Consider the following 19464-nt stretch of genomic DNA (forward strand, 5'->3'; position numbering starts at 1 on the left):
ACGGCCGGGACCGGTTCGCCGGCCCGGCCGTCCGGGTGGCACGCCCGGACGGCCGCACCGGCCCCGGTTTAGGCGGAAACCTTCCATCACTCTACCGCCGGACGTAGACATCTTTCATGTGCATCGATGTTTCGCTATATTGCCCGCATCGATGATCTCCCCGACTCTCCCCTGAGAGGTGCACATGTTCGATGACTCCGCGTTGCGGCGGCGCACCCTGCTGGCGGCCCTCGCCGGCGTCGCGGCCGTCCCCGTCATCGGGGGTCCCGCCCGGGCCGCCGTACCCAAGGTCTACCTCGACCCCGGCCACGGCGGCACCGACTCCGGGGCGGTCGGCAACGGGTTGCAGGAAAAGGCCCTGACGCTCGACATCTCCCTGCAACTGCGCAGCATCCTGCTGGCCAACTGGAGCGTCGACGTCCGCATGTCCCGGACCACCGACATCACCCGCAGCCTGGCCTACCGCACCGACGACGCCAACGCCTGGGGCGCCGACCTCTTCGTGAGTGTGCACATCAACTCCGGGGGCGGCACCGGCTTCGAGAGCTACCGGTACCCGACGACGGACGCCGCCACCATCAACCTGCACAACGCGTTGCACCCGAGGGTCATCGCCGGCATGCGGTCGATCGGTTCGGTCACCGACCGGGGGCTGAAGACCGCCAACTTCCACGTGCTGCGCGAGACGACAATGCCCGCGGTGCTCACCGAGAACCTCTTCATCGACACCCTTGCCGACGCGAACCTGCTCAAACGGGCCGACTTCATCACCGCCACCGCCCGCGGGCACGCCCAGGGCATCGCCAGCTACCTGGGGCTCGGCACCACCAACCCGCCCGCCTTCAGCGTCATCGTGGACAACGCCACCGCGGGACGGTTCACGGCGAGCACCAACTGGGGCACGTCGTCCTACTCCAGCCAGCGCTACGGGGCCGACTACCGCTTCGCCAACCCCACCCTCGCCAGCGACGCCGCCTGGTTCAAGGTCGACATCCCGGCGGCCGGGAACTACCGGGTCGAGGTGCGGCACCCGGCCGACCCGGGCTACAACGGCTCGGCCCCGCACGTCGTCGTCACCGCCTCCGGCAACCAGACGGTCACCCTGGACCAGCGCTCCAACGGTGGCGTCTGGCGCTCGCTCGGCACCTTCCCGCTCGCCGCCGGTGACCGCAACCTGGTCGCGGTGAGCCGGTGGACCAGCGCCGCCGGCTACGTCGTGGCCGACGCCGTCCGGGTCACCCGGGTCTAACCACCTGCACCGGCGCTGTAGCTGCCCCTGGAGGTGCCGTCCGTACCCTCTCGCCATGATCAGCATTGCCCGGACCGCCCGGGCGGTCGCGGTGGTCTGGCGGGCGGGGGCGGGCCGACCTGGCGTACGTCGTGCTCGCGCCGATCGCCGGCGCACTTCCGGTGCTGGCGGCCTGGCTCACCAAGCTCGTCCTGGACCGGGTCACGGACCCCGCCGGCGGCCCGATCCTCGGGGTGGCGACCGCGCTGGCGGTGGTCTCCGTCGGCCTCGCGCTGGTGCCGCACCTGACGAACCGGCCGAACCAGCCGCGCCCCGGCTCAGCCTGGTGGTCTCCTAGAGTCGGTGTCCGTGCTGTACGGCAGATCCGCGGAAATCAGCGAACTCGACGAGGTGATCGCCCGGGCGCGCGCCGGCGTCGGCGGTGCGGTGGTGTTGCAGGGCGAGGCAGGCGTGGGCAAGACGGCCCTGCTCGAGGCGGCGGCCGCGCGCGGCGGCGCGATGCGCGTGCTGCGGACCACCGGCGTCAAGGCCGAGTCCGACCTCGCGTTCGCAGCGCTGCACCAGGTGCTGTGGCCGGTGACCGGCTCGCTCGACGCGCTGCCCGAACCGCAGCGCGACGCGGTGCGGGCGGCGCTGGGGCTGGCCGCCGGCACCGCGGGTGATCGGTACCTGCTGGGCGCGGGCGTGCTCTCGCTGCTGGCCGAAGCCGCCGCACCGGACGGGTTGATCTGCGTGATCGACGACTTCCAGTGGGTCGACCGGGCATCGGCCGACGCACTGCTGTTCGCCGCCAGGCGGCTGCGGACCGAAAAGATCGCGATGCTGTTCGCCGTGCGGGGCGACGCCCCCGTCAAGGGTGCGCCGGTGACGGTGGACGTGCGTGGCCTGCCCGCGGCCGCGGCGGTCGAGCTGCTGGCGTCCCGCTGGGCGGTGCCGCCTGGGGTGGCGCGGGAACTCGTCACGCTGACCGGCGCGAACCCGCTCGCGTTGGGTGAGATCGCCGCCCGCCTGACGCCCGCGCAGCTCGCCGGCCGCGAACCGCTGCCCGACCCGCTGCCCGGTGGTGTCCGGCTGTTCGGCGACCGGGTGGCCGCGTTGTCCGCCGCTGCCCGGCTGTTCGCTCTGGTCGCCGCCCTGGAGGCCGGCCTCGACCTGGTGCTGCGCGCCACCGACCGGTTGTCCGCCCCGCGAACGGCACGGCCGGAAGCCGACCCGGGGGTTCGGACGGGGCGGTCAGCGCTGGCCGAGCTGGAGGAAGCCGGGCTGGCCGAGCTCACGGGCACGCGCGTGCACTTCCGCCATCCGCTCATCCGGTCGGCGGTGTACGAGGCGGCCAGCCCCGCCGAGATCCGCCGGGCGCATGCCGTACTGGCGGAGCTCACCGAGGGCGACCGCCGCGCCTGGCACCTGGCCGGCGCCGCCCTGGGCCGGGACGAGCGGGTCGCCGCCGAACTGGTGGCCGCCGCGGAGCGGGCGCGCGACCGCGGTGGGTACGGCACCGCCGCCACCGCCCTGGCCCGGGCCGCCGAGCTGACCCCCGAGCCGTACGCCCGTGCCACCCGCTTGAAGGACGCCGCCGTCGCGGCCTGGCTCGGTGGCCGTCCGGGGCAGGCGGAGTCGCTGCTGGCCGAGGCCCGCGATCTGGCCGGCGCGGATGCCGGCCTCGTCATGGAGATTGCCCAGGTCCGGGGGCGGTTCGAGCTGAACTCCGGCAACGCCGCCGAGGCCCTGCGGATCCTGGCGGCCGGCGACCGCCTGGACATGCTGGCCGATGCCGCGGAGGCCGCCTCGTACGTCGGCGACACGGCGGCCATCATCGAGCTCGGTCGCCGGGCGGCCGCGCATCCCGCCGGATTCCTGCGGGACACGGTGGCCGGGATCGGCCTGACGCTGGGCGGCGACGCGGCCGGGCCGAGCCTGTTGCGGCGGGCGCTGGCGCGGGTCGGCGAGCTGCGGGAGGCGGCGGAGTACCTGTGGGCGGCGGCCGCGGCCAGCCAGCTGGGTGAGTCGGATCTGGCGGCCGAGATGGCCGACCGGGCAGGTCGGGTGGGCCGGGTCTCCGGGATGACCGGGCAGTTGCCGGTCGTACTGGAGTTCGTCGCGACGGCTGAGCGCCTGGCGGGGCGGCTGGTGAGCAGCCAGGCCGTTTCCGAGGAGGGCCTGGAACTGGCCCGCGAGGCCGGCTACGAGAACACCGTGGCCGCGCACCTGGCCAACCTCGCGGTGCTGGCGGCGCTGCGCGGCGACGAGGAGACCTGCGAACGGCAGGCCCGCGAGGCGCTGGCCATCGCCGTACCGCACCGGGTGGGTCTGCGGGCGGGGGTCGCCGCGTACGCGCTGGCGCTGCTCGACCTGTGCCTGGGACGCCACGCGGCGGCGCACGACCGTTTCACGGCCCTCGCCGCGGCGGGACCGGGCGTCGGGCATCCCGTCGTGACGTGGCGGACGGCGCCGGATCGCGTGGAGGCCGCCGTGGGCGCGGGGGACGATGCGGGTGCGCGGGCAGCGCTCGCGGCGTACCAGCGGGCGTCGGCGCACGCCGCGACGCCCGAGTCACACGCCCTGCTGGCCCGCTGCCGGGGTCTGGTCGAGTCGTCCGAGGACGCCTTCACCGAGGCGTTGCGGCTGCACACCAACTCGTTCGAGGCGGCCAGGACGGCGCTGCTGCTGGGTGAGCGGCTGCGCCGCGCGCAGCGGCCGGGCGAGGCGCGGGCGCATCTGCGGATGGCGTGGGAGACGTTCGAGCGGGCGGGCGCGCGGCCATGGGCGAGGCGCGCACAAGGTGAGCTGCGGGCGGCGGGCGAGAGCGGGCAGGCCCCGCCGCCGGCCGTGCTCGACGCCCTGACCCCGCAGGAGCTGCGGATCGCCGGCCTGGTCGCCGACGGGTTGTCGAGCAAGCAGATCGCCGCCCAACTGATCCTGAGCCCACGCACGGTCGAGTACCACCTGTACAAGATCTATCCGAAGCTGGGCATCGGCTCCCGTACGGAACTGGCGCGACTAGTAGTTCTACAGAAGGCGCCAGTAACGGAAGAGGACATGCTCTGAGGCATGCATGAGGTGAACATCTGGAGTGAAGAGTTCGGCGCCGCGACCGATGAGCCGATCCTGTTGATCATGGGGTCGATGTCCCAGGGCGTCCTGTGGCCGGACGAGTTCGTCGGCCGCCTCGTCGCCGGGGGCCGCCGGGTGATCCGGTACGACCACCGCGACACCGGCCGGTCGGACCCGGTCGACTTCGCGGCGGAGCCGTACACCTGGGACGACATCAAGGACGACGTCTACCGCGTGCTGGATGCCCACGGGTTGGAGAGCGCGCACCTGGTCTGCCACTCGGCGGGCGGCCTACTCGGCCAGTTCGTCGCCGTGGAGCGGCCCGAGCGGGTGCGCTCGCTGACCGTCATCGGCTCCTCCCCGCTCGGCGGCGGCGAGGGTCAGGTGATCATGCGGGCGCTGATGGGACAACCGCAACCCGAGGGGAGCCTGCCCGAGCCGGCGCCGGAGTTCGTCGCCTTCTACCGCACGCTGATGGCCGCCCCACCGCCGGAGGACCGGCGCGCCCGGATCGACGGCATGATCGCCGAGCAGCGCCTGCTGCACGGCACCGGGCTGCCGTTCGACGAGGACGCGGCGCGGCGCCTGCAGGAACGGATCTACGACCGGGCCCGCGACCTGTCGGCGGTGGCCAACCACCGGCTGGCCGCCATGGCCAAGCCCGACTTCGAGCCGGTGGGCGTGCTGCACCAGGTGAAGGCGCCCACACTGGTCATCGAGGGCAGCCACGAGCCGGTCAAGCCGGGCCACGGCGCGCTCATCGCCGAGCAGATCCCGGGGGCGCGGCTGATGATCGTGGCGGGCATGGGCCACACGCTGCCGCCGGAGGTGCACGAGGAACTGGCCGCCGCCGTCCTCGCGCACACGGCCCGGTAACGGCGGCTCGGGCGGTCCGGCCGGCAGGAGGCGACTGGCGGCCGGGCCGTCGGCTGCGGGGCCCGCCGCGGTCAAGGGGCCTTGGCCAGCAGGAACGCCTGATCGTCCCGCTCCGTGCGCTCGGCACGGCGGACCAGGCGACACACCTCTCGCAGCCCCACGGCCGCAAGCCGCGGTGCGATCTGGTCAGCCGTGACGAGGTAGCGCTCGAGCTGGATCTCGTGGCCGAACCGGCGGTACGCGGCGGACACGTCGCGGGTACCTTCGCCGGACTGGAACCCGACGAGCAGGTGGCCACCCGGGCGGAGCACCCGGGCGGCCTCCGCGAAGATGCGCGCCTGGCCGGCGGGCGGGGTGTGGATGATCGAGTACCACAGCAGCACGCCGGCGAACCGGTCGTCCGGATAGGGCAGGTCGGTCAGGGAACCGACGGTGAACACCAGGTCGGGGTGGTCGCGCCGGGCCATGGCGACCATGCTCGACGACAGGTCGACCCCCTCCACCAGACACCCGCGCTCGGCGAGGTACCGGCTCATCCGCCCCGCGCCGCATCCGGCGTCGAGGACCCGCGCGTCGCCACCGGACGCCACCGCCGCCGCGAAGGCGTCGACCATGGCGAGGTCGAGTGGCGCTTCGGCACGCGTGTCCGGCAGGTACGAGGCGTAGTCTCCCGCCACTGTGTCGTAGGCGAGTCGCACGCCGCGGTAGTCGGGCGGATCTGAAGGCGAGGAAGGCACGAGCCGCATCATCGCACCTGAGCGTTCGCGGTGCCGGCGACGGATGACGCCGCCGGACCGCACCATCCGCGCCGACCGGTGGCAGCGAGGTGGCGGTGGCGACCTCCGGCGGCGCGGGACGGCCCGGTTCACCCGCGGCGGGTGCCGGTGACCGTGGTGCGGGGCAGGCGTCCCGCGCGGGAGTGGCCGGTGAAGGTGTCCCCGTCCACGACCACGTCGAAATCGAGGTTGAGGCGCATCGGGCGGGTCACCGACTGCCGCCAGGTCACCCGGGGGCCGTCGCAGACGAGTGCGGCCAGCGGCACCGTCTCCGCCGTCGTCGACGCGGTGCCGGCGAGCACGCCGCCGGTGTCACTGAAGACATAGGCGGCGCGCAGGGTGCCGATCGGGGTCTTCAGGCTGACGTCCCAGGTGCCGAGGATGGAGTGCACGACAGCTCCGTTCAGATGGTGATGGGCGTGCGGCCGGCGTTGCGCCAGACGATGCCGCGCCGCTCGTACTCGAAGAGGGTTTCGACGGCGTGCGCGACCCGCGGGCCGAACTCGCGTTCCAGGATGTGCAGCCCGAGGTCCAGGCCGGAGGTGACGCCACCCGCGCTGATCAGGTCGCCGTCGTCGACGACCCGGGCCGACACCGCGTGTACGCCCGTCGCGTCGAGCACGTCCATGCCGAGCACGTGGGTCACCGCGTGGCGTCCCTCGATCAGGCCGGCCATGGCCAGGGCGAGCGATCCGCCGCAGACGGCCGCGACAGTCACCGCGGGGTTGCGCAGGGCGGCGAGCAGCAGGGGTGCCGCCGCCGACTCGGCGAACCGCGCCAGCAGCACGGGTATCGTCACCGCGCCCTGGTCGGGGTCGCCGGTCGTGGGCCCGCTGGCACCGGGTACCACGACATAGCCCGGCCGGTCCGGGTCCAGCCGCGCGGTCGCCCGCAGGGTCAGGCCTCGGGTACCGCTGACCACCTCCCGTGCGCCCTCCGCGGCGACGAGTTCCACCGCCAGGGCCCCTCCAGCCGCGTCGCTTCCGGCCGAGAGGACCTCGAAGGGCGCGATGACGTCGAGTGGGTCGAACCCGTCGAACAACACGATCTGCACCATCACCCCGTCGATCCTCGGGGCTCGCTGGGAGTGCGACCAGTGGCAAGATTGCCAGCGTCCGACTGTTTCCTGCCGCATCCCCTCGACCAGAGGAAGGTCGCCGTGCACACCGTGTGCGTCCTGGCGCTGCCGGACACGATCGCGTTCGACCTTGCCACGCCGATCGAGGTGCTCGGCCAGGTGCGGCTGCCGGGCGGCCAGGCCGGCTACCGGGTACTGGTCTGCGGCAGCGAGCCGATGGTCCACGCCGGTCCGCTGCGGCTGGCCGTCGACCACGGCCTCGACGCGCTCGCCGGCGCCGACACCGTCGTGGTGCCCGGCCGGTACGACCCGGCCGCGCCCGTGCCCACCGCGGTCCTGGACGCGCTGCGGGCCGCCGCGGCCGCCGGTACCCGGATCGCGTCGATCTGCGTGGGCACCTTCACCCTCGCCGCGGCCGGGCTGCTCGACGGCCGGCGGGCCACCACCCACTGGGCCGCCGCCGAGCAGTTGCGGGCGACCTTCCCGGCCGTCGAGGTGGACCCCGAGGTGCTGTACGTCGACACCGGCCAGTTCGTCACGTCGGCCGGGGCGACCGCGGGCGTGGACATGTGCCTGCACCTGGTGCGCCGGGACTATGGCGCCGCGGTCGCCGCGGACGCGTCACGGCAGGCGGTGGCGCCACTGCACCGCGACGGCGGGCAGGCGCAGTTCATCGTGCGCCCCGGCGTGCGGGCCGCGGAGATCGGCCTCGGCGCGGTCCTGGAATGGCTGGAGTCCCGTGCCCACGAGAAACTGACACTGGCCGACGTGGCCGCCCACGCCAGGCTCAGCGTGCGCACGCTCAACCGGCGCTTCCACGAGGAGACCGGCCGCACCCCGATGCAGTGGGTCACCGCCGTGCGCATCCGCCGGGCGCAGGAACTCCTGGAGAGCACCGACCTCGGCGTCGACCGGATCGCCCACCTGGTCGGCTTCGCTTCGCCGGCGCAGTTCCGTGCCCAGTTCAAGCGACTCAGCGGGGTGGCGCCACAGGCGTACCGCACCACCTTCCGCGCGCAGCCCCGGAGCCCGGCGGGTGTCCCCGCGTAGGTTTCTGCCCGGGCGTCGGCGGGCCTGCCGTCACGCCGCTACCGGGTACCCGATGGTGCTGAGATCCTCGCCCAACCGGGCGACGGTCAGGTGCGGGTTCAGGGCTCGGATCACCGCGTCGGTGAGCGGTCGATGCGCGACGACGTGCGCGACCGCCGCCCGGTCCACCTCGATCTCGTGGTAGTCCCTGGCGAACTCGACGTACCGGTCGACGATGTCGTCGAACAGGATCTCAAGCATGGCGGCGCCGTCGGGCCCGGTGTCGTCGTACGGCCCGATCGGCGGCGGGAAGGTGATGCCCTCCCCCGCGTGCCAGCGGTCGTCACCGGCGAGCCGCCACAGAACCGCGGTGGCGAGGAACTGCCCCGTCTCATCACAGAACGCGGGCTCCCGCACCTGCGGGCGCAACGTCGATGGGAGTCCGTCGAGCAGTCCCGGCCACAGCCCGTGGTCCGGATCGCCGTAGGGCGACATCGCCGATTCGTGATCGAAGACCCGGATGAACACGCCGCCGGTGGTGAACACGACAGCCCACTCGTCGCCGCTGCCGTTGCTCATCAACCCCGCCTCGTCCTCCCCCCACGCGGAGGTGTAGGCGTAGTACGGCTCCCCGCCGTCGATGACGCGTTCCAGCATGGCGAGCGCCTTGCACCGCTCCCGCAGCCGGTCGATCGAGGGCAGTCCGGCGGCGATGTCGTACACGGTCACCGGGTGACCCTACGCCGACGACCAGGCCGGCAGCGAAGCTCGTCACGAGGCGTGCTCTCCGACTACCTGTCGCGCACCGGCCGCCGTCGACGTGCTGGCAGGATCTCCACATGGAAGAGGCTCTGCCGCATCGCGCCGCCGAACTTCTCGGTGACGCGCGCCGGGTCGTCGTCCTCACCGGCGCCGGGATCTCCGCCGAGAGCGGCGTGCCCACCTTCCGTGACGACCTCACCGGCCTGTGGGCGCGGTTCGACGCCCGCGAGCTCGCCACCGCGGCGGCCTTCCACGCCGATCCGGACCTGGTCTGGGGCTGGTACGAATGGCGGCGCACGCGGGTACGGCGAGCCGAACCGAATCCGGGCCATCTCGCCATCGCCGCCATCGAGGCCCGGATCCCCGGCACGACAGTCATCACGCAGAACGTCGACGACCTCCACGAACGGGCCGGCAGCCCGGCTCCGATCCACCTGCACGGCAGCCTCTTCGCGCCCCGCTGCGTGGCCGCTGCTGCCCATCCGGCAACCATCGACGACGCCGCCGACGCCGACGCCGACGCACCGGATGGCGAGCCCGCGCAGCCGCACGACGGCCGCCGGATCGCGCCGCCACGGTGCACGTCCTGCGGGACGCTCGTCCGCCCGGGCGTGGTGTGGTTCGGCGAGATGTTGCCCGAGGCGGCCTTCACCGCCGCGGTCGAAGCCGCTGCCGCCTGCGACCTGCTCCTTGCCGTCGGCACCTCCGGCGTCGTGTACCCGGCCGCGGAGATCCCCCGGATCGCGGCACGCTCCGGCGCCGCCGTGATCCAGGTCAACCCGGAGCCGACCCCGCTCGACCGGGTCTGCGCCGTCAACCTGCGCGGCACCGCGGCACACGTCCTCCCATCCCTGGTCGCGGCCGCCTGGGCCGCCGACCCGGCCCCCCGGTCGTAGGGGAACCGGCTGAGGCGGGGCTCCGGCGAGGTCGCGGCCGAGTCCGGTACCGCGTACCTCCGCCTGGTGGCCGGCCAGGAACGCGTACGCGTGTCAGTGGTCGTGTCAGCGGCGTGTCAGGGGGGTGACAGGCTCGACCCCGACAGTTGTCCGCATGACAGCTTCAGCGATTACGGTCTCCGGGCTGCGGAAGGCCTACAAGGACAAGGTCGTGCTCGACGGCGTCGACCTCGATGTCCAGGCGGGAACGGTGTTCTCGCTGCTCGGCCCGAACGGGGCGGGCAAGACGACGACGGTGAACGTGCTGACCACGTTGATCAAGGCCGACGGTGGGACGGTACGGGTCGCCGGGCATGACGTGGCGACCGAGGCGAAGGCGGTGCGGGCGGCGATCGGGGTGACCGGTCAGTTCGCGGCGGTGGACGAGCTGCTGACGGGGCGCGAGAACCTGCAGCTGATGGTGGATCTGAACCGGGCCTCCGGTGGCGGCAAGCGGATGGTCGCCGAGTTGCTGGACCGGTTCGAGTTGACCGAGTCGGCGGGCAAGCCCGCCTCGACCTACTCCGGTGGTATGCGCCGCAAGCTCGACCTGGCGATGACGCTGGTCGGCAACCCGCGGATCATCTTTCTGGACGAGCCGACGACCGGGCTGGACCCGCGCAGCCGCCGCACCATGTGGTCGATCATCCGTGGCCTGGTCGCCGACGGGGTGACCATCTTCCTCACCACCCAGTACCTCGAGGAAGCCGACCAACTCGCCGACCGGATCGCGGTGCTCGACCAGGGCCGCCTCGTCGCCCAGGGCGCCCCCGACGACCTCAAGCGGCAGATCCCCGGAACCCACGTCCGGCTCCGGTTCACCACCGTCACCGAGCTCGACACGGCCGCTCGGGTCCTGCCCGACGCCACCCGCGACGACGAGACGCTGGCCTTGCGGGTTCCCAGCGACGGCGGGACGAGATCGCTGCGGACCCTGCTGGACCGGCTCGACGAGTACTCCCTCACCGCCGAGGAGTGCTCGGTACACACACCCGACCTCGATGACGTCTTCCTCGCCCTGACCGGGCGCACCACGGAGGTGGCCGCGAAATGAGCACCAAGTCCCACTCGATGATCATGCTGCGTCGCAACTTCAAGCACATCGCCCGGAACCCGACCTCGGTCTTCAACGCCGTGCTGATGCCGATCATCATCATGCTGATGTTCGTGTACATGTTCGGCGACGCCTTCAACGTCGGCGTCGACTACATCGACTACGCCACACCCGGACTGATCCTGCTGGCCGTCTGCTACGGGCTCGGCGCCACCGCGACGGCGGTGAACTCCGACATGACCAAGGGCATCATCAACCGGTTCAAAGTCATGGACGTCTCCCGCGGTGCGGTGCTGACCGGTCACGTCGTCGCCAGCGTCCTGACCAACCTCGTCGCCATCGCCGCCCTCATCGGGGTGGCCTTCCTGCTGGGATTCAACCCATCGGCCAGCCTCACCCACTGGCTCGGCGTGGCCGGCATCGTCGTGCTCCTCGGCTTCGCCGCCGGCTGGCTCACCGTCGCCCTGGGCCTGGCGGCGAAGTCTCCGGAAACGGCGGGTCTGGCCGCCGTGCCCCTGGTCATGCTGCCGTTCTTCAGCAGCGCCATCGTCCCGGCGGAGAAGATGGGACCCGGTCTGCGGCAGTTCGCCGAGTACCAGCCCTTCACCCCGATCATCGAAACCATGCGCGGACTCCTCAACGGCGCACCGGACACCGGCACCCTGATCACCGCCCTCGCCTGGTGCGTCGGGATCGCCCTGGTCGGCTACCTGTGGGCGTCCGCCACGTTCACGAAGCGAGCGTGACCGCGACCAACTGACTCCAGCTCGTCTGCGTGCCCTCCCGAGCCGCCTCGGCGAACCCCGCGTCGCCGAGGCGGCTCCGCGCTGCCCGCTCGATCCGGGCCAGGTCCGGGTGGGAGAGATCCGGCAGCCCGCGCACCCCGGTGCTCGCCGCCAGCAGCCGCGCCGCCTGGTCGTACCGGCCGCTGCGCAGCGCCAGGTCCGCAACGCCGACGAGCACCCGCGCGATCATGGGGGCATGCCCCATCTCGGCCGCGGCCTGGCAGGCCGCGGCGTGGTGCTTGCGGGCCTCGCCGAGGTCGTCGGCGAGGTAGCCCAGCAGGTCGTGGGTCACCGCACGGACGTTCGCCAGCTCCGCGTCGTCGCTCAGCATGGTCGTCGCGACATCGAGTTGCCGGTACGCCTCCTCGGCGTTGCCGCGCCACCGAGCGAGTTCCGCCTTCGACAGGGCCAGCACGGCCAGCGCATCCGGCCAGGTGACCCGTTCGGCGCACCGTTGCGCCTCGGCTATGGCAGCCGCGCTGGCCTCCTCGTCGCCGAGCAGCCAGTACAGCTGAGCCTGTCGCGCCCGCATCCGGATGACATCCTCGACGGCGCCGACCTCGGTGACGACCGTGATCGCCTGTTCGTAACGCTCGCACGCGGCGGCGAACTCGCCGCGGGTGGCGATGCGCTCCGCCAGCTCGCACAGGGCGACCGAGATCCCGTACCGTTCGCCGATCGCCCGGAACTCGGCGAGCGCCAGCTCAAGGTAGGCGTCCGCATCCCGCCCGCCCTGGCCGAACACGATCCGCATCTTGCCGAGTTGCAGCCGAGCCAGTGCGCGTACCCAGGGGTCCTCGTCGTCCAGCAGTGGCTCCCAGGCGGGCAGGATCGCCTCCGGCGCCTGCAACATGCGCTCCAGCGGGACGACCAGCCCCAGCAGCGGCCTGCGGGACTCGCTGCGCTGGCTGACCCGGTACGCCTTGTGGATCCACTCCGCCGCCTGGTGCTCGTCGCCCTGCCCGCCGCTGACGAAGAGCACCACCAGCGCGTACACCATGGCCCGGATCTCGTCGGTCACCTCACCGGGCGTTTCGGTAGCCGCGATGAGCAGCTCGATGCCTTCGGCCTTGTGCCCGCTGAGCCACCAGTACCAGCCGGCGCCCGCCGCGAGCCGCATCGCCGCCTGCGCCTCGCCAGCCGCGAGCGCGCCGCGCATCGCGGCGCTGATGTTGTCGTGTTCGACGTTGAGCGTGGCGAGCCACTCCAACTGCTCGGCGCGGCGAAGCCACGGGTCGGCGGTCTCGGTGAGTTCGGTGAAGTAGGTGAGATGCGCGTGGCGCGCCTGGTCCGACTCCCCCGCCTCCGCGAGGCGGTGCGCGGCGTACTCCCTGATCGTGCCGAGCATGCGGTAGCGCGGTACGCCGTCGCCCTCCGCGACCAGCAGCGACTTCTCGGTCAGCGCGGTGAGCAGCTCGAGCACCTCCGCCCGCTCGACGGCATCGCCGACGCAGACCCGCTCGGCGGCTTCCAGGCTCGCCCCGCCGGAGAACACCGAGAGCCTGCGCAGGACCATCCGTTCGGCGTCGGTGAGCAGTTCCCAGCTCCAGTCGACCATCGCCCGCAGGGTCCGGTGCCGGGGCAGCGCGGTACGGCTGCCGCCGGTCAACAGGCGGAACCGGTCGTCGAGGCGGTTGGCGAGCTGGTCGATGGACATGGTGCGCAGCCTGGCCGCGGCCAGTTCGATCGCCAGCGGCATCCCGTCCAGGGCCCGGCAGACGCGCGCCATCGTCGACAACGTCTCGGCGTCGACCGCGAGATCCTTGCGCACCGCGCTCGCCCGGTCCAGCAGCAGCCGAACGGCCGGTGCGGACTCGATCTCGGCGGGACCGGCGCTCGCGCCGGGCAGGGCCAGCGGCAGGACCGGCCACAGGGCCTCACCGGTGATGCCGAGCGGTTCCCTGCTCGTCGCCAGGATCCGCAGCCGCCGGCACTCCCCGAGCACCCGGTGGGCGAACGCCGCCGCCGACTCGATCACGTGTTCGCAGTTGTCCAGGACCAGGAGCGCCTCCCGCTCGCGGATCGCGGCGATGAGCCGGTCCGTCGGCTCCACGTTCGGTGCCTCGCCGAGCAGCGTGTCCCGCAGGCCGAGCCCGGCGAACGTCGCCTGCGCCACGTCGCCGTCGGCGCCGATGGCGGCGAGTTCCACCAGCCAGGCCCCGTCCGGCAGGTCGCGGAGCAGGGTGCGCGCGGTTTCCGTGGCCAGCCTGGTCTTCCCCGAGCCGCCCGGCCCGATCAGGGTGGTGAGCCGGTGTTCGGCGACGAGTCCGGCGACCGCTGCGACGTCGGCGTCCTTGCCGATGAAGCTGGTGAGCTCCGCGCGCAGGTTGGTGTTCCGGTTCTCCTCGCGCCGTCCCGACTCGCCCCGCAACAGCGCGACGTGCAGTGCGGACAGCTCCGGTGCGGGGTCGACGCCCAGCGTGTCCGCCAGCGCCTCCCTGGTGCGCTGGTACACGAGCAGCGCGTCGGTGTCCCGGCCGCTGGCCACGAGGGCGCGCATCAGGGCGGCGACGAGCCGTTCCCGCACCGGGTGCGCGGCCACCAGGTCGGTCAGTTCCGGGACCAGCTCCTCGCCGTGGCCGAGGCTGATCTCCGCGTCGAACCGGTCCTCCAAGGCCGTCAGGCGCAGCCGCTCGAGGCGGGTGACCGCCGCGTCGAAGGCCGCGCTGTCGGCCAGACCGACGTCCTGCAGGGCCGCACCGCGCCACAGCCCGAGGGCCTCGCGCAGCCGCCGTACCCGCTGCGGGCCCTCGTCGTCGCGGGCCTGGCGGACCAGGTGTTCGAAGCGCACGGCGTCGACGGCGCCGGGTTCCACCGCCAGGCGGTAGCCGTCCGGTCGCCCCTCGACCGACCCGTCCGGTAGCGCTTTCCGCAGCCGGGACGCCAGCCGCTGCAAGGCGTTCGCCGCGTCGGAGGGCGGGTGTTCGCCCCAGATCCAGTCGACGAGCGTCGCCTTCGGGACCACGCGACCGGGTTCGAGCGCGAGGGCGACCAACAGCCCGCGCAGCCGGGCGCCCGGCACGTCGGCGTGGACACCGTCGTCCCGGCGCACCTCGAACGGTCCGAGCATCCCGATCTGCACCGGCAGATCTTGCCATGGGCGAGGAGCAGGCATCCAACCGTGAAGCGGCGCGGAACGGCCGCCGCCCTAGCCGCGGGCGGTGAGCCGATCGCGTACCTCGGCCGCCTGGCTCGCCGCGGCGCGCGCCTGCTCTTCCCGCCCCAGGTCGCGCAGGATCCCGGCGAACACGTCCAGCGCGTTGGCGAGATTCTGTCCATGCCCGGCCGGTTCCGCTCGCGCCAGCCGTTCCACGATCTCGACGGCCCGCCGGGCCGGTTCGAGCGCCTCGGCCGGGCGCAACCACCAGAGGTTGACCGCCAGGAGATGCAGCGTCGCGGCGAGCGCCGACTCGTGCGCGGCGGCGTCGACGCGCACGAGCTGCTCGTAGAGGTCGACCGCCTCCGCCGCCGCGGCCACCGCCTCCCGGTGCTGCCCGACCCGCTCCAACCTGCGGACGTGGCGTTGCAACGCCAGCGCGAGGTGATCGTAGTGTTCGGGGGATCCGTCGCGCGCCAGGCGGCGGCGGACCGCAATCGCCTCCCGGCCGGCGGCCAGGGACTCCCCCGGCCGGTCCATGATCCACAGCGCTTCGGCCAGCATCTTCAACGTCACAGCCAGGCCGTGCTCGTCGTGCGGGTCGCCGCCGGCCCGCCGACGGTACGCCGCCGCGATCTGGTACAGCGTGGCAACGGCCTCGTCCTGGGCCACCTGCCCGTAGCCGGTGTCGTCGGGCGACTCGTCCGGGGTCACGCCCGCCCCGTTGGTGGCCACCGCCAGCAGCGCTCCGACAAGGCCGTACTCCAGCCCACCGGCGGCGCGTTCGCGCCGGAGTTCCTCGGCGATCTCGGCGATCACGTCCAGCGCCTCGTCCCACCGCCCCAGCATCGCCAGGATGGCGCCGCTGGCGGCCAGCAAGCCGACGGCATCGTATCGAAGGGCGTCGTCCGAGGACTTCAGGAAGTCGATGAGGTCGCGCTGCCCGGCCAGGACCAGCTCCCATCGCTCCAGCTGACGCAGCATGTAGTCGAGCACCAGAAAGGCGTGGAACATCGCCAGCCGGTGAGCGGTGGGGTTGCGCCGCGCCTCGCGGCGGAGCACGTGCACGGCCGCCTCCAAGCCGGCCTCCGCGTCCTCCTGCGAGCCTTGCACCCACAGCAGGCCGAGCGTCAGGGAGACCGTCTCGGCCCAGGCCCCGCTGCCGTCCGGGTCGTCCTCCGGCCGGCCCGGGGCGGTCCGAACCGCCTCGTCGAGGACGGCGAGGGCCGGCTCGGCGCGGCCCAGCCGTAACAGCACGCCAGCCTGGACCACCAGGGTGAAGTGGAGCGCAAACCGACGAGCCTCCTCCTGCTCGGGATCTGCGGGATCGTCGTGCATCAGCCGACGGGCACCCTCGACCGCCTCACCGGCGAGCGTCGCCGCCTGCTCCGGCTCGGACGTCACCAGGTTGCCCGCGAGGTTCGCCAGCATGAGCGGCATGGTGTCCGCGTACTGGTCCGGGTCGTCGCGCGCCAGCCGGCCGACGAGCTCGACGCACTCGCGAGCGAAGGCCAGTGATTCCTCGGCCGCGCCCAGATGCGGCCCGAAGACGCCGACCACGGAGAGCGCAGCGGCGAGGTCCTCCTCGTGCTCGGCGGGGTTGTCGCGGGCCAGCCGCCGCAGGATCTCGACAGCTTCGCGGAGGGCCGCCAGCGCCTCGTCCGGACGAGCCAGGCCGGGCCGTATCGCGTCACCGCCGGCCGCCAGGTGCGTGAGGACGCCCGGCTCGGGTACGAGGCCCAGGCTGACCAGGACCTGCGCGAGGTTCAGCGCGGACCAGGCGAGATTGGGTTCGAAGGTCTGCGGGTCGGCCGCGGCCAGCGGGCGGTACAGCCGTACGGCCTCCCGGAGCGCGTCGGCTGCCTCCTTCTCCCGGTTGGCCCGGTCGAGCCAGCGGCCCAGGACGTCGTGCAGCTCGGCGCGGGCGGCGGGGTCGGTGACGGTCGGAAGCCGGTGCCGTGCGAGGCGCTCGGCGAGGCCGGCCGCAGCGACGGTCAGGTCGCCGGCCGCGGCGTGCGGATCCTCCGGCAGGAGCCGCTCAAGCCCTTCGAGGGTGGCGATCAGGTGGGGCCAGCGCTCGCTGGCGGCGGTGAGGAAGGTGATCGCGCGACCGGCGTACGGCGGCAGCTGGCCGCCGCCGGCCGGTGGGGTGAGCAACAGCTCGGGAACGCCGTGGGTCCAGGCGTCCGACTCGTGGCCGGGCAGGTCATGGCCGGGCAGGCACAGGGCCAGGAAGTCCTCGGCGAGCCGGTCGGGGTAGAGCGGCTCCAGCACGGTACGGGGATCGACGGGCGGGTAGCAGAAGGTGTGGTCGCCAAGCACCTGGTCGGCCTCGCCGACGCCGACCAGGTCCAGCGCCGCCCTGGCGTCCCGGTAGCCCAGCGGGCCGGTGAGGGCGGCGGTGAACACGGCCCGGCGCATCTGGGTCGGCGTGGTGGCGACCGTCGTGCGCCCGCCGGTCAGCGCGTCGCCGCTGCCGTGCAGGGCGTGCCAGTGAAGGTTCTCGCGTTCCAGCAGGTACGCGGTCAGGGCCGTCATGCCCTCGCGCGGCACCTCCGGCTGGGTGGCGCTGCGAGCGTGCCGGTCGACGGCGACCAGCGCCGCCATGTGCACCGCGAGGGTGAGCCCGAACTCGTCGCGGTCCAGCCAGTCGGGCACGCTGATCGCGGCCGCGTCGGGCAGCCCGTAGTGGCGGGCGAAGCAGTCCCGGGCGGCCACGAACATGCCGCCGCGGGCGTCGCGGGCGCGTGGAAGAGCGCCCAACGCCTGGCTGGTGCAGCCCTCCGGCGACCAGCCGGCCTGCGTGAGGGCGTGGCGCAGGGCAGCCCAGATGTGCTCGTTGCGCGCGAGGAGCAGCACCCGCACCGGCACGTCCTGGTCGAACACCTTGTTGCTGAACAGCCACGTCAGGTGGGCCAGCGGCCACCGATCGGCGTAGTCGACCACCATGAGCAGTCCCCGGGCGGCCCCGACGCGCAGGTCGTGGCTGGTCGGCTCGTCGACATCGATGACCCGGGCCGGCGTGTGCTCGGCGACGATCACCTTCCACCCGTCCCGGGCGGCCAACTCGGCGAGGTGGCTGGCCAGGCGGGTCTTGCCCTGGCCGCCGGGGGCGTGCAACCAGCGGACCGCGCGGCCGCCACCGCCGTCGCGCCAGGCGGTCAGATCGTCGACCTCACCGTGCCGGCCGGTGAAGTCCACGACGGCGTGCCGGGCGTTGAGCAGGTGGCTCGGCTGAGCCGGCAGCCCCTGGTCATCCACCGCGAGGGTCAGGCCCGGCCGCCGGCCGGCTTCGCTGAGCAGGTACACCGGTCGGCCGTCGCCGAAGACGTGCAGGTCCGCCCCGATCACGCCGTAGCCGAAGCCGTTCTCGACGAGCACCTGCTGGTGCGCGCTCTGCACTCGCCCCCGCTGGCCGACAGCGCCGTCGATGGCGGTCACCGCGGATCGTCCGAACTGGCCGTGGCCGCGACCAGGGCCGCCCCGCCGCGTGCGGCCGGTGCCGACAGGGACTCGGTCAACAACGGCGGCTCCTCCCACTGCGATCGGGCACCACTGTGGACAGGACAGCGATGTCCACGGATGGATGGCCACAAGGTAGACGAGTCGGTCAATCGAACGTGGCGGTCGTACGACCCCGCGATGTCCGGGCCAGCCGTCAAGCGTCGGCGACGTCCGCTGATCTCCGCCAAACCGTCCTCGGCGGGGATCCGAACATCGGATCCGCCGCTGTCGCGGGTCGTGCGACGCTGCGGGGACATGAGTCGCGGCACGGGCGTACGGACCGGCGGAGCGGCGGACACGGGGGCGACGTGAGCGGTGACGTACGAATCGGCGAGCTGGCCGGGGCGAAGGAGCCCCGACCCGCACCACCGGTCGGTCCCGCACTGTGGCAGGTGGTCGTCGTCGGGGTGGTCGGGCTGCTCGCGCTTCCGATCGTGACCTGGTTCGGGCTGGTGGTGGTGCCGTCCCACAACGGCGCGTTGCTCCTCGGCGTGGCGGTGCTGCCTGCCGTGCTCTTTGGCGTCGGCACGGCCACGCGTCAAGGGTCCGCGCTCACCGACAGGGTCAGGCTCCGGGTCGGCTGGGCGCTGCTGGTCGCCACGGGCGGCACCGCGCTCTCCGGCTACTGCCTGGCGCGGCTGCCCGACGTCGTGCCCGGCCCTGACGGCACCATCTCCCTGTTTCTGCTGCCCGCGGTGGGGCTGGCGCTGGTCTCGGCGGTGCTCACCCGACCCCGCGTGGTCCGGCTGCCGGCCCTCGCGTTGATCGTGCTCCTCATCGGCGGGACGGCCCTGGCCACGGCGGACCGACGGGCCGACGAACTCGCCCGGCGTCTCGACCGGGCGGGCACGGAGGCCGACCTGGTGTTCGTCACCTCGTTGCCCGGCTACGGCACGGCCGAGCCGCGGCCGGCGACGGCCAGCATCACGTTCGCCATCACGTACTCGCCGGTGGACGGGTCGGGTGGCCGGATCGTCGTGTGGGCAGACTGTGCCGCGGTGCCGGACTGCCGGCCGGAGCCGCCGGGCGGTCACGCCGACGGGTACGGCTGTGTCCGCGAGGCGCCGGAGCGGGCGTACCAGGCGATGCGGCCGGACCTGCACGAATACCTGGTGATCCGGGGCGACCGGCTGGTGCACGTGCGCGCCACCCGCGACGTGGACCGGGCGACGCTGCGAGCCGCGGTGGACAACGTCCGGCCGGCGACATCCGACGAACTGGAGCACCTGCTACCGAGGTTGCCGCTGCACCTGCGCCGCTGAGGC

Annotated in this window: 14 protein-coding genes; 8 read left to right on the forward strand and 6 right to left on the reverse strand. The window is 73.2% G+C overall.

The window, feature by feature from the left end; all coding sequences use genetic code 11:
- Window positions 1-184: 184 nt before the first annotated feature.
- From DLJ47_RS14140 to DLJ47_RS14150, 3 genes are all read left to right on the forward strand, one after another.
- Window positions 185-1249 (forward strand): golvesin C-terminal-like domain-containing protein, encoded by a 1065-nt coding sequence (locus DLJ47_RS14140; protein ID WP_109900466.1) that lies wholly within the window; start codon window positions 185-187, stop codon window positions 1247-1249.
- A 348-nt stretch (window positions 1250-1597) separates the two neighbouring features.
- Window positions 1598-4297 (forward strand): helix-turn-helix transcriptional regulator, encoded by a 2700-nt coding sequence (locus DLJ47_RS14145; protein WP_109900467.1) that lies wholly within the window; start codon window positions 1598-1600, stop codon window positions 4295-4297.
- 3 nt (window positions 4298-4300) lie between these two features.
- On the forward strand, window positions 4301-5179 hold the full coding sequence (locus DLJ47_RS14150) for an alpha/beta fold hydrolase (RefSeq protein ID WP_109900468.1): 879 nt from the start codon (window positions 4301-4303) through the stop codon (window positions 5177-5179).
- 71 nt (window positions 5180-5250) lie between these two features.
- Here the strand turns inward: DLJ47_RS14150 and DLJ47_RS14155 are convergent, their stop codons facing one another.
- From DLJ47_RS14155 to DLJ47_RS14165, 3 genes are all read right to left on the reverse strand, one after another.
- Window positions 5251-5877 carry a class I SAM-dependent methyltransferase gene (locus tag DLJ47_RS14155; RefSeq protein ID WP_109900469.1) on the reverse strand — a complete coding sequence of 209 codons (627 nt, stop codon included), beginning with the start codon at window positions 5875-5877 and terminating at the stop codon, window positions 5251-5253.
- 167 nt (window positions 5878-6044) lie between these two features.
- A complete protein-coding gene (locus tag DLJ47_RS14160; RefSeq protein WP_109900470.1) occupies window positions 6045-6347 on the reverse strand; it encodes a hypothetical protein in 303 nt (100 codons plus the stop codon).
- Window positions 6348-6358: 11 nt separating this feature from the next.
- Window positions 6359-7012 (reverse strand): DJ-1/PfpI family protein, encoded by a 654-nt coding sequence (locus DLJ47_RS14165; RefSeq protein WP_199235845.1) that lies wholly within the window; start codon window positions 7010-7012, stop codon window positions 6359-6361.
- A gap of 102 nt (window positions 7013-7114) precedes the next feature.
- Between DLJ47_RS14165 and DLJ47_RS14170 the strand changes: the two genes are divergently transcribed.
- Entirely contained in the window at window positions 7115-8083 is a 969-nt protein-coding gene (locus DLJ47_RS14170; RefSeq protein ID WP_109900472.1) for a GlxA family transcriptional regulator, read from the forward strand.
- Between the two features lie 30 nt (window positions 8084-8113).
- Here DLJ47_RS14170 and DLJ47_RS14175 read toward each other — a convergent pair whose 3' ends face one another.
- A complete protein-coding gene (locus tag DLJ47_RS14175; protein WP_109900473.1) occupies window positions 8114-8791 on the reverse strand; it encodes a hypothetical protein in 678 nt (225 codons plus the stop codon).
- Window positions 8792-8901: 110 nt separating this feature from the next.
- Here DLJ47_RS14175 and DLJ47_RS14180 point away from each other — a divergent pair, with 110 nt between their 5' ends.
- From DLJ47_RS14180 to DLJ47_RS14190, 3 genes are all read left to right on the forward strand, one after another.
- Window positions 8902-9720 carry an NAD-dependent protein deacylase gene (locus DLJ47_RS14180; protein WP_109900474.1) on the forward strand — a complete coding sequence of 273 codons (819 nt, stop codon included), beginning with the start codon at window positions 8902-8904 and terminating at the stop codon, window positions 9718-9720.
- A 154-nt stretch (window positions 9721-9874) separates the two neighbouring features.
- Window positions 9875-10813 carry an ATP-binding cassette domain-containing protein gene (locus DLJ47_RS14185; RefSeq protein ID WP_109900475.1) on the forward strand — a complete coding sequence of 313 codons (939 nt, stop codon included), beginning with the start codon at window positions 9875-9877 and terminating at the stop codon, window positions 10811-10813.
- On the forward strand, window positions 10810-11559 hold the full coding sequence (locus DLJ47_RS14190; protein ID WP_109900476.1) for an ABC transporter permease: 750 nt from the start codon (window positions 10810-10812) through the stop codon (window positions 11557-11559). Before DLJ47_RS14185 ends, DLJ47_RS14190 begins: the two co-directional genes overlap by 4 nt.
- Here the strand turns inward: DLJ47_RS14190 and DLJ47_RS14195 are convergent.
- Both DLJ47_RS14195 and DLJ47_RS14200 read right to left on the reverse strand, forming a co-directional pair.
- The gene (locus DLJ47_RS14195) at window positions 11543-14680 is read right to left on the reverse strand and encodes a BTAD domain-containing putative transcriptional regulator (RefSeq protein WP_109900477.1); all 3138 of its coding nucleotides are present in this window, start codon (window positions 14678-14680) and stop codon (window positions 11543-11545) included. The genes DLJ47_RS14190 and DLJ47_RS14195 overlap by 17 nt on opposite strands.
- 66 nt (window positions 14681-14746) lie before the next feature.
- Entirely contained in the window at window positions 14747-18136 is a 3390-nt protein-coding gene (locus DLJ47_RS14200) for a hypothetical protein (RefSeq protein WP_109900478.1), read from the reverse strand.
- A 371-nt stretch (window positions 18137-18507) separates the two neighbouring features.
- Between DLJ47_RS14200 and DLJ47_RS14205 the strand changes: the two genes are divergently transcribed.
- Entirely contained in the window at window positions 18508-19461 is a 954-nt protein-coding gene (locus DLJ47_RS14205; protein WP_109900479.1) for a hypothetical protein, read from the forward strand.
- The last annotated feature ends 3 nt before the right edge of the window (window positions 19462-19464 follow it).

The organism is Micromonospora sp. S4605 (assembly GCF_003176715.1).
Taxonomy (GTDB): domain Bacteria; phylum Actinomycetota; class Actinomycetes; order Mycobacteriales; family Micromonosporaceae; genus Micromonospora; species Micromonospora echinaurantiaca.